This is a genomic window from Lysinibacillus sp. 1 U-2021 (genome assembly GCF_029916965.1).
GTDB lineage: Bacteria > Bacillota > Bacilli > Bacillales_A > Planococcaceae > Lysinibacillus > Lysinibacillus capsici.
Window position 1 is genome coordinate 214197 of record NZ_CP123966.1, and the last position, 13170, is coordinate 227366.

General features: G+C 37.2%; 15 protein-coding genes. 6 read left to right on the forward strand and 9 right to left on the reverse strand.

Annotation, left to right across the window (positions count from 1 at the left end):
* Positions 1–546: 546 nt before the first annotated feature.
* Complete coding sequence (locus QH639_RS01115; RefSeq protein ID WP_281115551.1) at positions 547–1089, forward strand: ribonuclease FAU-1 family protein; 543 nt, start codon at positions 547–549, stop codon at positions 1087–1089.
* 293 nt (positions 1090–1382) lie between these two features.
* On the opposite strand, the gene QH639_RS01120 is transcribed toward QH639_RS01115, so the two are convergent.
* From QH639_RS01120 to QH639_RS01135, 4 genes are all read right to left on the reverse strand, one after another.
* Positions 1383–1925, reverse strand: coding sequence for a pyridoxamine 5'-phosphate oxidase family protein (locus QH639_RS01120; protein ID WP_281115552.1), 543 nt, complete (start codon positions 1923–1925; stop codon positions 1383–1385).
* Positions 1926–2268: 343 nt separating this feature from the next.
* A complete protein-coding gene (locus QH639_RS01125) occupies positions 2269–3267 on the reverse strand; it encodes an NADP-dependent oxidoreductase (RefSeq protein WP_281115553.1) in 999 nt (332 codons plus the stop codon).
* A gap of 31 nt (positions 3268–3298) precedes the next feature.
* Positions 3299–3634, reverse strand: coding sequence for an ArsR/SmtB family transcription factor (locus QH639_RS01130; protein ID WP_281115554.1), 336 nt, complete (start codon positions 3632–3634; stop codon positions 3299–3301).
* Positions 3635–3823: 189 nt separating this feature from the next.
* Positions 3824–4420, reverse strand: coding sequence for an SCO family protein (locus tag QH639_RS01135; protein ID WP_004227948.1), 597 nt, complete (start codon positions 4418–4420; stop codon positions 3824–3826).
* 585 nt (positions 4421–5005) lie between these two features.
* Between QH639_RS01135 and QH639_RS01140 the strand changes: the two genes are divergently transcribed.
* The 5 genes from QH639_RS01140 (at position 5006) to QH639_RS01160 (ending at position 9542) form a co-directional block, all read left to right on the forward strand.
* Positions 5006–5341, forward strand: a complete 336-nt coding sequence (locus tag QH639_RS01140; RefSeq protein ID WP_004227946.1) for a DUF485 domain-containing protein — start codon at positions 5006–5008, stop codon at positions 5339–5341.
* Positions 5342–6895 (forward strand): solute symporter family protein, encoded by a 1554-nt coding sequence (locus QH639_RS01145; protein ID WP_004227944.1) that lies wholly within the window; start codon positions 5342–5344, stop codon positions 6893–6895.
* A gap of 481 nt (positions 6896–7376) precedes the next feature.
* A complete protein-coding gene (locus QH639_RS01150) occupies positions 7377–7715 on the forward strand; it encodes a DUF485 domain-containing protein (RefSeq protein ID WP_048393058.1) in 339 nt (112 codons plus the stop codon).
* 8 nt (positions 7716–7723) lie between these two features.
* The gene (locus QH639_RS01155) at positions 7724–9268 is read left to right on the forward strand and encodes a solute symporter family protein (protein WP_036079363.1); all 1545 of its coding nucleotides are present in this window, start codon (positions 7724–7726) and stop codon (positions 9266–9268) included.
* A 97-nt stretch (positions 9269–9365) separates the two neighbouring features.
* Entirely contained in the window at positions 9366–9542 is a 177-nt protein-coding gene (locus tag QH639_RS01160) for a hypothetical protein (protein WP_004227938.1), read from the forward strand.
* A gap of 26 nt (positions 9543–9568) precedes the next feature.
* Here the strand turns inward: QH639_RS01160 and QH639_RS01165 are convergent, their stop codons facing one another.
* The 5 genes from QH639_RS01165 to QH639_RS01185 are packed head-to-tail and all read right to left on the reverse strand — an operon-like array spanning position 9569 to position 13092.
* The gene (locus tag QH639_RS01165) at positions 9569–10318 is read right to left on the reverse strand and encodes a TatD family hydrolase (protein ID WP_281116173.1); all 750 of its coding nucleotides are present in this window, start codon (positions 10316–10318) and stop codon (positions 9569–9571) included.
* Positions 10308–11057 (reverse strand): ABC transporter ATP-binding protein, encoded by a 750-nt coding sequence (locus QH639_RS01170; RefSeq protein WP_281115555.1) that lies wholly within the window; start codon positions 11055–11057, stop codon positions 10308–10310. The genes QH639_RS01165 and QH639_RS01170 overlap by 11 nt, the downstream gene beginning before the upstream one ends.
* Positions 11032–11805: an ABC transporter permease gene (locus tag QH639_RS01175; protein ID WP_131520155.1), complete on the reverse strand. Its 774-nt coding sequence runs from the start codon at positions 11803–11805 to the stop codon at positions 11032–11034. Before QH639_RS01175 ends, QH639_RS01170 begins: the two co-directional genes overlap by 26 nt.
* Positions 11805–12095: a thiamine-binding protein gene (locus QH639_RS01180; protein WP_131520154.1), complete on the reverse strand. Its 291-nt coding sequence runs from the start codon at positions 12093–12095 to the stop codon at positions 11805–11807. Before QH639_RS01180 ends, QH639_RS01175 begins: the two co-directional genes overlap by 1 nt.
* A gap of 1 nt (position 12096) precedes the next feature.
* Positions 12097–13092, reverse strand: a complete 996-nt coding sequence (locus QH639_RS01185) for an ABC transporter substrate-binding protein (RefSeq protein WP_131520153.1) — start codon at positions 13090–13092, stop codon at positions 12097–12099.
* Between the last annotated feature and the right edge of the window lie 78 nt (positions 13093–13170).

Genomic DNA, 13170 nt, shown 5'->3' on the forward strand with positions numbered 1-13170 from the left:
ACTAGAAATTCATCACGTATTCTCGTCCTTTAAGGACTGTTCCCTTGTGGAATGTCGTTTTCCTATTGTCATTAGCCCTCTTTATGTAACATGTCATTCCTAAAATTTCAATTTGCTTGATTCCAAGTAACGCCTTACTTGCCGCTTTTTGATAAAATGTCAATCTACCTGAACTAAACAGTAGCACTTCCCCTCCTTGCGAATAAATGAACGGTCTTAGCATAACGTAATACGGATTGATAAAAAACATCCAAAATTGCGAATTTTAGCAGTCCATAAAATTAGGTACAATAAAAAAACACTATCCTTATATTGTAGTTTTAAAAAAGAATTGAACGTTTAAAACAAAGATTGATCATTCATTATAAAGTTTGATTAAAAATCCTGTGTTGCTATGTAGGATTTTTTTGTTCAACAAACGGGCCAGATTGTTGAATATCATTATTTTATGCAATGGTACAAAACTCTACGGATATGTTATATATATTTTAAACTCACTTATATGTTATAATTTACCAATAACATTAATTGAGGAGCGATTATCTTTTGAAAAAACGGTTTTTACATAGAAATGATTGGACTAGAATTATACAACGCGACTATTCTATAGAGCAGATAAATGACAAAGATTTTAATGGATTTATTGCTCTTATAAAAATGAATGAAGTAAAAGAACCATTAATAACTGAATATTCAATTAAAAAGCTTTGTATTGTTGATAACAATTACTTATGGTTACAGCAACTACCACTCAATGAAAATTTCGCTATTACATCCATGTTTAATGAAAATGGAGAAATTATTCAGTGGTACATAGATATCACATATGAAAATAGCTTTGACAATGGAGAACCCTATATGATGGACTTATTTTTAGATATTGTTGTATTACCAACTGGAGAAATCATTGAAAAAGATAAAGAGGAATTAGAAGAGGCTCTATACAATAATGGGATTACAAAATCACAATACGATTTTGCCTATCGAGTTTTTAATCAAGTGTTGAAACAAATACACGAAGGTACTTTTAAATACTTTGATTTAAGTTTGAAGCATCGAGACTACTTATTAGGTAAGATGCGTGAATAAATCATGCTTTAATATGTCATTACCAAATAAAAGTTTGAGGTTTACTTTAGGGGCAGTTAAAAATAGATGTTCCACAATCGGGCCAATTGTGGAACAGCATAGCTGAAAAATGATTAAACTTTTTTATAAAAATCTCATACTTATCTAAAGAGAGTAACTCCATTTTGAGCAATCTTTTTTCAAAATGGAGTTTTTGATATTGCTATTAGATAAGGATTAAGGGATGGGATATTTTTTAATCCATCTTTATTCTAGTTTACAGTGATTTGATTTACCAATTTCTAAAACCAATACTATGTATGTGGGATTTTCTCAATATTGAACATCTCCCCTAAGGTAATTGGGTTTTCTTTCGCGGTAATTTGTTGAGGATCAATACGGTAAACCTGAACAGGCCCTCCGAAAACGGCTGATCGATATTTGTCCACGTGTTGCTGGGATAAGGGGCGATTATAGTAACCAGGTACATATTTATTTATCATTTCTTGTAACATGTGTGTCGCTTCATTTAAATCGGAAATAGGTTGAGCCTTGCCAAAAACCATGACACTCATATAAGCCGTGTCTGTCTTTGCAGGTACGGGATTGGTAATGGTTCCATATTCATCACAAACCGTAAAGCAAACCTGTGGATTCTCTTCCATCACTTGATTTCGTCTCCCACCAGTGGCTCCATGGAAATAAAGCACTCCATTTATCCACACAAAATTAAGGGGGACAACATACGGCAAATGACCATCAACCATACCCAAATGCCCAATGCGAGCTTGCTGCAAAAATGCATCAATTTTGTTTTTGTCCAACACTTCTCTTACTTTATAACGTACCTTATCCATTGTTATCACTCCTACTTGTAGTATGATGTGATTTTATCAACCTTTGGATTGAATAAAAACGTCCATAACTATAGCAATTAAGCACTCCATTTCCCAGCTTGAACCAAAGACGAAACCATCGTTTGAACAAATAATGCTCAAACGATGGTTCTATTGTTTAGGAGATAGGTAATTATAAGCTTATTGGCTGACTAACTTTGCTCTATTTGCCTTCAAAGAACACAAGTGGTGAACCATCGCTCATCACAATATTGGACTACAGCTATCCTAAAGCAGATGCCTCTTATTATATTTGAGGTTTGCTGTTATTAGGTACTTTTCTTGTTAAAATACAACATACAGGCTATTTAATTTTTACGATGATCTTCCCTTTTGCTCTACCTGACTCCGCATATTCCATCGCCTTTTGAGCATCTTCAAATGAAAAAGTTCTATCAATGACTGGTTTGATTTTGCCAGACTCAATCAAATCGGCGATTATGCGTAATTGATCGCCACTTGGTTTCATAAATAAGAAGGAATATTGAGCATGATATTTCTTTTCAAGTGAGGTCAGTTTATGACTTGCTGCTGAAAATAATAATGTTTTGAAAAATCCTGAACCATATTCTTTGGCGAAACGAGCATTCGGCGTGCCTGATATGGAGACAATTTTTCCACCATCCTTGATAATCTCGAAAGATTTTTCTAAGGTCTTTCCTCCAAGCGTATCAAAGACTGCATCATAATTTTTCAGTATAGCTTCAAAGTTTTCTTTCTTATAATTAATCACTTTATCTGCACCCAAAGATGTAACTAAGTTTGCACCAGCTTCGCTAGCCGTTGTTGCCACTGAGGCGCCCATTACCTTTGCTAGTTGTATAGCAAAGGTACCTACCCCACCAGAGCCAGCATGAATTAAAATCTTTTGTCCTTTTTGTAATTGCATGATATCATGTAAAGCTTGGTATGACGTTAAGGCAACCAGTGGGATTGATGCAGCTTCCTCAAAGCTCAAATTTTTAGGTTTTAGGGCTATGTCATCTTCATGAATCGAGATATATTCCGCAAAAGTACCAATTTTACTCTTCCTTGGACGTGCATAAATTGCATCTCCTACTTTAAAACGCGTCACTTTTTTGCCAACTTTTACGACGACCCCTGAAAAATCATTTCCAAGGATCAGTGGCATTTTATAGTGGATTAACAGCTTCACTTTCCCGTCACGGATTTTAAAATCAATCGGATTAATACTTGCTGCATGGATTTCAGCAAGTACCTCATATTCATTTATTTCAGGTGTAGGCACTTCTGCCAAGCGCATTGGGGCTTTGCCATATTGATCTATCACCATTGCTTTCATCGTTCATTCCTCCAGATAACCTATTATATTGTCAATAAAATTCCGTTAACAACGTTTCAATATCCAAAACAAGATTTTTTAACGAACCTAGTTTTGTCCGTAGATCTATATAGTAGAAGTTTTTTGTACCTTCTTTGCGCATTAAAATAACACCCGCATCTCGCAAAATCTTAAGATGATGAGACACAGCTGGTCGAGAAAGATGTGTTTGTTCTGTGATTTCACCTACACGCAATCCCGTTTGACAATCTGTGCTCATTAATACCATTAAAATAGCTTGTCTGGTTTCATCACCAATTGCTAATAGTACCTTTTGAGAATCTATAAAGTCGTCCTTAATCAAGTTAAGCTGGTCCTGTTTATTCATTAAAATCCCTCCTCTTACTAATCAGTTGAATAGTTTAAGTTAATGAACCATTGCTGCATATAACGATATAATATTGCCGCATTCGCTGCAATATTGGGAAAGTAAATCGAGACGAATGATTTTTAAAGGCGTACATCTTACTTTCCCCTCCTTCCATAAAAAAACACAGAAGTCACATGGACTTCTGTGTTATTTGCTCTCCTTAATAAGAGCCTTCATATCTCCAACGATTGTTTCAACTGGTACGTTTGTCGCGCCATCATAGTCTTTTACAACAGTGCCGTCTGCGTTTACTAAATAATAGCTCGACATATGTATGACTTGGTCTGAGTTAGGATCGTTTTTAACTAATGAATTAAATGATTTACGTGCAAATTGTTCAATGAATTTTTGTTGATAGCCAGTTAGTAGCTGCCATTTGCTTTCATCTACAACATTATACGTATTTAAGTAATTTGTTAAAACATCAGGCTTATCCACTTCTGGATCCACGCTAAATGCCACAATTTGATAATCTTCAAGGCCTTCATCCTGTAGTGCTTGTTGAACTTCTGTCATATTAAATGTCATGGGTGGACAGATTGTCGTACAGTTTGTAAAAATAAACATGGCTAGCCAAGGCTTACCTTTAAGATCATCTAGGGTCACTTGTTCATTTTTTTGATTCGTTACTGTGAAATCTTGAACCTCGAGATTTAATGTTGGTTCAAACTTGTAACTACCGCAAGCAGCTAGAATGCTACTAAATGCTAGAACTAAAACTAGCAATATACTTTTCTTTGTCATTAGTGGTGCCCACTTCCCTTCATTTCATCACCTTATTTTATTCATTATAGAAGCTAAACACAAGATAATGGACTTACACCCAGATGGCTATTTGTATAACATGTGAACATTAACTGATTCTGGAATTCCACCTCACTAATTCTTCCAAATGACACATCCTTTTTAAAAATTTTTTCATAGCTTTTTTTTATCATTTTCGTTATTTCCCAAAATCTCAGATAATTGTTATATAACAAATTATTTCTACCAAACCAGCTCCCCTGGAATTTAATAGCAGAATAATAAAATACAGAAAATTCTCTTTTATGTTTGTATTTTCTCCTACATTCATTTTTATCAACAACAAACTATTTTAACAATATTATTTCATCAGAAAACCGCATGCTCTTTTAAACGTAATTTTTCTAATAAATCCTTATTATTTCTATGTTATTTCCTCAAAACAAAAGTAACTAAAAATTATAAAAACTCAAAATTTAGTATTGCATTATAGGATTCTCCCCCATAAAATAAGTGAATATAACGACGAACGAAAAAGAAATATGTCGTTTAAAACAGAAATATATAACTTTAGGGGGAATAATAATGGCGAATGTTTCAAGCAAAAAACAGGCCCAATCAATTGATTATCATGCAATTGAAGCAATGGAATCGTTTAATAGCTTTGTAAAAAAGAAAAATACCTTTCTTTTCTCGATTACAGCAGTGTTTTTAATTCTTTATATCCTGCTTCCGATTCTTGCTTTCCAGCCTGTACTACAACAAAAATTCTTCGGAAATATTACGGGTGTATGGGTTTATTCTGCAGGATTATTTATCATGACCATTGTGCTTTGTACAGTATATGTAAAAAAAGCTGCTTCATTCGATAAAGCTGCAGCTGCTGTTCTTGCAGAGTACCAGGCGAAAGGTGGAAAATAAATGAATATCGTATCTATAGGTTTCTTTTTAGCTATTGTTGGCTTAACACTTGTTGTTACCTATATTGCAGCAAAACGTACATCTTCTGCGGCTGATTTTTACACTGCTGGTGGTGGTTTAAAGGGGTGGCAAAACGGCTTTGCGATTGCTGGTGACTATTTATCTGCGGCAGCCTTTCTTGGGGTGTCTGGTGCAATTGCCTTAACTGGCTTTGATGGTTTCTTCTTCTCTGTAGGCTATGTAGTAGCGAATTTAGTGCTGCTTTATGTTATTGCTGAGCCAATGCGAAACTTAGGCCGCTACACGTTAGCAGATATGTTAACGGCTCGTTTTAATGAAAAGCGAATTCGTGGTGTGGCAGCGTCAGGGACCATTATTATCGTAATTCTTTATATGATTGCACAGCTAGTTGGTGCTGGTGCATTGATTAAGCTATTATTCGGTATTGAGTATTGGATTGCCGTTTTAATTGTCGGTGTTATGATGACAACTTATGTATTGTTTGGTGGTATGACAGCGACTTCTTGGGTGCAAATCATTAAAGCAAGTCTTTTATTATTCGGAACAGGTTTATTAGCGGTCTTAGTGTTAATGAAATTTGACTTCTCTCTTATGAAGATGTTCGACACAATTGCAGTAGATCATGGCGAAAAGTTCCTTGTACCTGGAATTAAGTATACAAGCACAATCGACTCCGTTTCGATGATGATGGCTTTAGTTTTAGGAACATCTGGTTTACCACATATTTTAATGCGTTTCTTTACAGTAAAGGATGCAAAGACAGCACGTGCCTCTATTTCTTGGACAACTTGGATTACAGCTATTTTCTTTTCATTAACAATTTTCTTAGGGTTCGGGGCATTAAACTTTGTAGGTTTAGATCAAATTCTTGCTGAAAGTAAGGCTGGTAATACAGCTGCTCCACTTCTTGCGCATTACTTAGGTGGAGATGTATTGATGGCATTTATCGGCGCAGTGGCATTTGCGACTATTTTAGCCGTTGTTTCTGGTTTAGTACTAACAGGGGCTTCAGCCATTTCTCATGATATTTATGGAGAAATCATTAAGGGCGGTAAATTAACAGAGAAGCAACAGGTAGTCGCAGCGCGTACAGGCTCTATCTCGATTGCGATCGTGTCTATTATTCTTGCTCTGTTTGCACAAAACTTAAACGTTTCATTCCTAGTGTCATTCGCCTTTTGTATCGGTGCATCAGCAAACCTACCTGTAATCCTTTATACAATCTATTGGAAGAAATTTAATTCTACAGGTGCTGTAACTGCAATGGTAACGGGGTTAGTATCATGTTTAATTTTAGGAGCAATGGGACCCAATGTGTGGAGCCCTGTTGAAGGTGCGGCTATCTTTGTTGGACAACCACTTGTGCCACTTGCTGTTCCAGCGATTATTACCATTCCATTAGGCTTTATTGCTGGGTACTTAGGTACTGTCCTTTCATCTAACAAAGTGCCCCAGGAAGAAGCAGAACGTATTTATAAAGAAATTCGTGTGAAAGCAAATACAGGCGTGTCTGTCTCTGATATTTCACATTAATATTTATACACCTCCTGCATAATGAACCTCAATTCAAAAAATGCAAAAAAATAGGCAAAAAATTCGATTTTTGGTCGAGTTTTTCGCCTTTTTTGTTATTCAATATCTACCAATTTATTTATCGAACAATATTATTTCACTTCCAAAAAACAGAAAAAATCCAATTTTCACTAGGTAAATAGTGTTTATTTTTAATTGAAAAAACAAGATTTTTTTGTAAATTTACCCTTCGTTTTTTGTCAAGAATCTAGATTTCTCTTCACTTCATTTATTTATCTGAATTTTCTAAAACCCTTTATATTCTTGGCTTTGCGCCATTTTTTCTCTCTTAGGAGTATTTTCTGAAAAATTTTTTTTACATAATTTTTCTGAAATGTATTGCAATTTTGTGAACTGTTACATAAAATGAAAATGTGAATTCACTAAACTAGCAAAATCAAGTCTTGAGGTAGAAAAAATATACACAAAATGGGGAATGTTAATGGCGAACAATCAAGCAAAAAAAGGTATCGTGATTGACTATGATTCAATTGCAAATCAAGAATCATTTAAGTCTCTTGTACGAAGAAAGAACTCTTTTCTTTGGTCTATGACTGCCATATTTTTATCGGCATACATGTTGTTACCAATTCTGACATCGTACACGACAATTCTACACCAAAAGGCATTTGGGGAAATTACTTGGGTGTGGATCTATGCAGCAGGACTTTTCATCATGACATGGGGGTTATGTCATTTATATGTAGCAAAGGCAAATAGCTTCGATAGAGAAGCAAAAGCCATAATCGCTGAATACGAGAACGGAGGTGGCCGCCGATGAGTAACGGAATGAGTTTTACAGCCATATTCTTCTTCGTAGCCATTGTTGGTTTAACATTAGTTATTACATGGTGGGCATCAAAACGTACATCTTCAGCAAGTGATTTCTATACTGCTGGTGGTGGCTTAACAGGCTGGCAAAATGGACTAGCTATCGCTGGTGACTATTTATCAGCAGCATCCTTCTTGGGTATCGCTGGTGCTGTAGCATTATTTGGATTCGATGGATTCTTCTTCTCTATTGGTTATTTAGTAGCTTACTTAGTGGTATTATATATCGTTGCTGAGCCATTACGTAACCTTGGGAAATTTACATTAGCTGACATGATTACAGCGCGTTTTGATAACGCCAAAGTTCGTGGAACAGCTGCTTTAAGCACTATTACAATTGTTTTATTCTACATGATTGCACAACTAGTTGGTGCAGGAGCACTTATTCAATTACTTTTAGGAATCGACTATTGGATCGCCGTATTAATCGTAGGATTCATGATGACAACTTACGTACTATTCGGTGGTATGACAGCAACATCTTGGGTACAAATTATTAAAGCTTGTCTTTTAATGTTAGGGACAGTTATTATTTCGTTCTTAGTATTAAAAGAGTTCGGCTTCAGTATCTCTACAATGTTTAAAGAAATGACAACAGTTACTGATAGCGGTGCTGCTTATTTAAACCCTGGTCTTAAATATACAAATGGACTTGATACAATCTCTATGTTAATTGCGTTAGTATTAGGTACTGCGGGTCTTCCACATATCTTAATGCGTTTCTTCACAGTAAAAGACGCAAAAACAGCTCGTTCATCTGTTATTTGGGCTACTTGGATCGTAGGTATCTTCTACGTTCTAACAATTTTCTTAGGCTTCGGTGCAGCAGCATTCGTTGGGAAAGAAGATATTATCGCAGCAAACGCTGCTGGTAACATGGCTGCCCCACTTCTTGCAGAAGCACTTGGTGGCGACATTCTATTCTCATTCGTTTGTGCAGTAGCATTCGCAACAATTTTAGCGGTAGTAGCAGGTCTTGTACTTTCTGGTGCATCTGCCCTATCTCATGATATTTATGGACAAATTATCAAAAAGGGTAAAATTACAGAAAAAGAGCAAGTTCTTGCAGCTCGTATCGGTTCGATTACAATCGCTGTTATTTCTATCCTATTAGCACTTGGTGCACAAACACTAAACGTTGCATTCTTAGTATCTTTAGCATTCTGTATCGCAGGATCTGCTAACCTTCCAGTTATCATCTACACAATTTATTGGAAACGCTTTAATACAGCGGGTGCTGTTACTGCGATGTTAACAGGTTTAATCTCTGCGTTAGTATTAGTTGCTATGTCTCCAAACGTTTGGAATCCAGTTGAAGGTAAGGCAATTTTCGTTGGTGATCCTTTAATTATGTTAACGAACCCAGCCTTAATCTCTGTACCACTTGGTTTCCTTGGTGGTTTCATCGGCACATTACTTTCTAAAGAAACAGATGATGCGAAGTATCGTGAAGTTGACGTTAAAGCAAACACAGGTATTTCTGTACAGGACGTATCTCACTAATACACTCGACAGCCTCGTAAGTATCTTGCTTACGAGGTTTTACTTTTTCTTCCTTATTCGCTACTATAGAATTAAAAATGAATTGGAGGCGATGCTCATGTCACAATCTAAAGCTAAAAAGAAGCGGATGCACATTAAACGCACAGTTGGTAAAGATGTTGAAAAAAATCGACAATCTATCTCTTTTAGTACACATGAACGTCTAACGAAAACAAAAAACGAAAAATTAGAGCATGATTATACGAAATATAAAAAGCAGTATAAGGACGAATAACTCGTACCCTATACTGCTTTTTCTTATTAAAGCCGATAAAATGTTTTCGTGTTTTGCGTAATAATTTTGGCCACTTCCTGTGTTGATAGCCCTTTGATGGAGGCAATCACCTCAATCGTTGAGTGCATCATCCAGGGAGATGTACGCTTCTTCGTAAACGGTCCCTCAAACGGCCAAGGACCATCCGTTTCTACCATCATTAGTTCAATGGGATAAACATGAATTAGCTGTTGAATTTCCTCTTCGTACAAGCAATCTGGCGTAATAGAAATAAAATAACCTCGCTCTATCATGCGCTTCACAATAGCTTCATCCCCTTTAAACCAATGAAAATGGGCTTCGTGAAGCTGATGCTTTTCCAGCAAATCACACACAATATGGGCGTCCTCATATACTGCGTGTAACACAATTGGCTTGTCCAGCTCCTTCGCCAATACAACAAAACGCTCTAATAGCGCCACATAGGGACGTTCATCAATCGCTTGCTCTTGTTTTAAATAATAAGGTAGACCCACCTCACCAATAGCAACCATATCATCCTGATGCGAGCGAATCCAATCAAATAAAGCTGTCTCATCATTTGGACTTAGTAAAGGCTGTTCAGGATGAAAGCCAAAAGCAGCCTTTACTTGCTGATAGCTATTCGATAAACGCAACGTTCTTTCACAAGAGGAAAGTTGCATACTAACCGCGATTACAGCTTTCACTTCTTCTAATAAGGAAGAAATTTCCTCATCGGTGTACTGATCCAAATGAATATGCGCATCAATCAACATACATATCACCCTTTTCCTCCTGTAAATACATAAACAATTGTTGCTTTAATGCTGTGAATGCTGCAGAATGTCGAATTTCCTCTTTCCGAGGTCTTTCAAACGGCACGATGATTTCCTTTTTAACGGTAGCAGGACGTTTGGATAGTACAAGTATGCGATCTGCTAAAAAGAGAGCTTCCTCAATACTATGTGTAACAAATAGAATGGATTTGCGGTACTCCTCCCAGATAGATAAAAGCCATGCTTGCATTTCCAGTCGAGTAAATTCATCCAACGCAGAAAATGGTTCGTCTAAGCATAAAATCGGCTTATCACTGACCATTGCTCGAATAAAGGACACACGCTGCTGCATGCCTCCAGACAGTTCGTTCGGGTAGGCATGGATAAAAGAGGCAAGACCAACCTTTTCTAACCATTCCTTGGTACGTTCAACATTTGATTTATGTTGTAATTCCTCTACAAGCGTGACATTTTCTACTATTGTACGCCAGGGTAATAGACATGGCTGCTGTGGCATATAGCCAATCGTTCCTTTTTTTTGTTGGATATCCTCTCCATTCAATAAAATGGCTCCTTGATCAATTGGCGAAACACCACCAATTAATTGAAAAAGTGTACTTTTACCACTGCCTGAAGGACCCACGATGGCCACAAACTCTCCATCCTTGACGTCAAAAGAAAGTTGATCAAGGACTTTGAGCGCATCGAAGGATTTAGCGATGTTTTGAATGCTGAGCATGATAGCCTCTTCCCTTCACCATGAATTTTTCAAGTAAACGAATACCACTAAACAATAGTAAGCTCAAGAGAACAATCGCAAAAATTGCCACAAATACGCGATCCGTACGGAAGGAGGATTGGGCTAGGGTCATGTAAACACCAATACCCTTTTTTGCACCAAGCCACTCCGCAATCACAGCCCCCATCACACTATATGTAGCCGCAATTTTAATGCCTGAAAAAATAGCAGGATAGGCATAAGGCCATTCCAGCTTCCAAAAGGTTTGTGCCCTTGTAGCACCAACCATGGCAAAATAATGCTTTAATTCTGGAGCTGTTTGTCTAAATCCATCCATCGCTGCAATGACAATCGGGAAAAAGCACACAAGACAGATAATGATAAGCTTCGGTAATAAGCCAAAGCCAAACCAAATAATAAGGAGCGGTGCCAAGACTAGAATAGGAACATTCTGCGACATAATAAGAATTGGATAAAACAGTTCTCGAATAAATGTAAATCGATGCAACACTATTGCCACCGTTAGCCCACAAGCGATGCCAATGGCCAAACCTAGTAGAGCTAATTGTACTGTAGCGAATGCATGTGGTAGAAAGGTTTGATACGACTGGATGGCTTCTGACAAAATACTACTTGGTGTGGGTACTAACCAATGAGGAACTTCAGCAAACCGCACGATTAGTTCCCATATGAACAAGAGGAAGGCGATAAAAATTATCGTCCTTCCCTTCTGTAATGCACGTTTCATTACTGATATTTCTCCGTTAATGTATCCATCGTAATACCTGTTGGCTGATATAAAATTTTCACTTGTGTAATGACATTAATGGCACCAAGTTCAATCATTTTCTCATTCATTTTTTCAATGATTTGGAGCAATGTTGAAAGCTCACCCTCCAGCGTTGTTTCCAATGGATGTACCTCATATTTCACCCCAGAAGCATCGATCACCGCAATTGCTGCATCGACATATGGTATAACATCTTCATATTTCTCTGTCTTCGGAATGATTTGTACACTGATTAATGAATTTGCCATCTTATTTGGCCTCCTTTTTAGGTAAGAAATCATTAGTAAAGGCTTTTTTCGCATCAAATTCGCCCTCTAGTACTTGATTGCTTGACATCCATTTCGCATAATTTTCCCACACAGAAAGCTTTTGCTCTCCCCATTGCTTGGCATCATCCTGATATTTATCAGCCAGCCATTCCTGACTTTTATGCACTAACGCTTTATCTAAATCAGGAGCCGCTTCGATTAAAATATCAGCCGCTTCACTTGGGTTTTTAATTGCGTATTCATAGCCCTTCGATGCAGCTGCCACAAAGGCTTTGACTACATCGGGGTTGTCCTGTATCATTTTTTCATTTGTAGCTAAAACCGGCGTATAATAATCCAATTGATCACTATAGTCTGTAAGATATAGCATATTAATCTTTTCCCCACGCAGCTCAGCCTCAATACCAGTCCATGCATAATAAATCCAAGCAAAATCTATATCTTTTTCCATCATTGTGAAGAAATCTAAATCCCCTGCATTGACGATATCTAGCTTATTAATATCTGCCTTTTCTTTTTGCATGAGTGATTGTAAAACGGCTTGCTCTAATGGCGCGCCCCAACCACCATAGGTTTTACCTTCAAAATCCTTTGGCGATGTAATGCCCTTCGAAGCAATAGAAGCAAAGCCAGATGTATTATGCTGTATAATTGCTGCGATGGAGACCAGCGGCACACCCTGTACTCGTGCCTGTGTTATGCCTTCCTGATAGCTCACGCCAAAATCCGCCTTTCCAGAAGCAACAAGCTGATCTGCGCCCGCCTCGCCAGGCATAATAATATCAACATCTAAGCCCTGTTCCTCAAAATAACCGAGTTTTTTTGCAGCATATAGTCCTGTATGATTTGTATTCGGCGTCCAATCCAGTACCACAGACACCTTTTTCAGCTTGTCAGCAGCCTGCTTGTCATCCTTGTCACTACAGCCTACTAATGTCAATAGTGCTGCCAATAAAATAAAAAACCATTTTTTCATGCGAAAGCCTCCCAGTTTGTAATATGAAAGTGTTCATGCATGAATGTTGTCACCAGAAGAAAGCGTATACAATGTTGG

What these genes read in the sequence shown, in the direction of transcription:
- QH639_RS01120 (WP_281115552.1), bottom strand. Translation starts at nt 1,925, where the DNA reads ATGGATAAGGTACGTTATAAAGTAAGAGAAGTGTTGGACAAAAACAAA.
- QH639_RS01125 (WP_281115553.1), bottom strand. Translation starts at nt 3,267, where the DNA reads ATGAAAGCAATGGTGATAGATCAATATGGCAAAGCCCCAATGCGCTTG.
- QH639_RS01130 (WP_281115554.1), bottom strand. Translation starts at nt 3,634, where the DNA reads ATGAATAAACAGGACCAGCTTAACTTGATTAAGGACGACTTTATAGAT.
- QH639_RS01135 (WP_004227948.1), bottom strand. Translation starts at nt 4,420, where the DNA reads ATGACAAAGAAAAGTATATTGCTAGTTTTAGTTCTAGCATTTAGTAGC.
- QH639_RS01140 (WP_004227946.1), top strand. Translation starts at nt 5,006, where the DNA reads ATGGCGAATGTTTCAAGCAAAAAACAGGCCCAATCAATTGATTATCAT.
- QH639_RS01145 (WP_004227944.1), top strand. Translation starts at nt 5,342, where the DNA reads ATGAATATCGTATCTATAGGTTTCTTTTTAGCTATTGTTGGCTTAACA.
- QH639_RS01150 (WP_048393058.1), top strand. Translation starts at nt 7,377, where the DNA reads ATGGCGAACAATCAAGCAAAAAAAGGTATCGTGATTGACTATGATTCA.
- QH639_RS01155 (WP_036079363.1), top strand. Translation starts at nt 7,724, where the DNA reads ATGAGTTTTACAGCCATATTCTTCTTCGTAGCCATTGTTGGTTTAACA.
- QH639_RS01160 (WP_004227938.1), top strand. Translation starts at nt 9,366, where the DNA reads ATGTCACAATCTAAAGCTAAAAAGAAGCGGATGCACATTAAACGCACA.
- QH639_RS01165 (WP_281116173.1), bottom strand. Translation starts at nt 10,318, where the DNA reads ATGTTGATTGATGCGCATATTCATTTGGATCAGTACACCGATGAGGAA.
- QH639_RS01170 (WP_281115555.1), bottom strand. Translation starts at nt 11,057, where the DNA reads ATGCTCAGCATTCAAAACATCGCTAAATCCTTCGATGCGCTCAAAGTC.
- QH639_RS01175 (WP_131520155.1), bottom strand. Translation starts at nt 11,805, where the DNA reads ATGAAACGTGCATTACAGAAGGGAAGGACGATAATTTTTATCGCCTTC.
- QH639_RS01180 (WP_131520154.1), bottom strand. Translation starts at nt 12,095, where the DNA reads ATGGCAAATTCATTAATCAGTGTACAAATCATTCCGAAGACAGAGAAA.
- QH639_RS01185 (WP_131520153.1), bottom strand. Translation starts at nt 13,092, where the DNA reads ATGAAAAAATGGTTTTTTATTTTATTGGCAGCACTATTGACATTAGTA.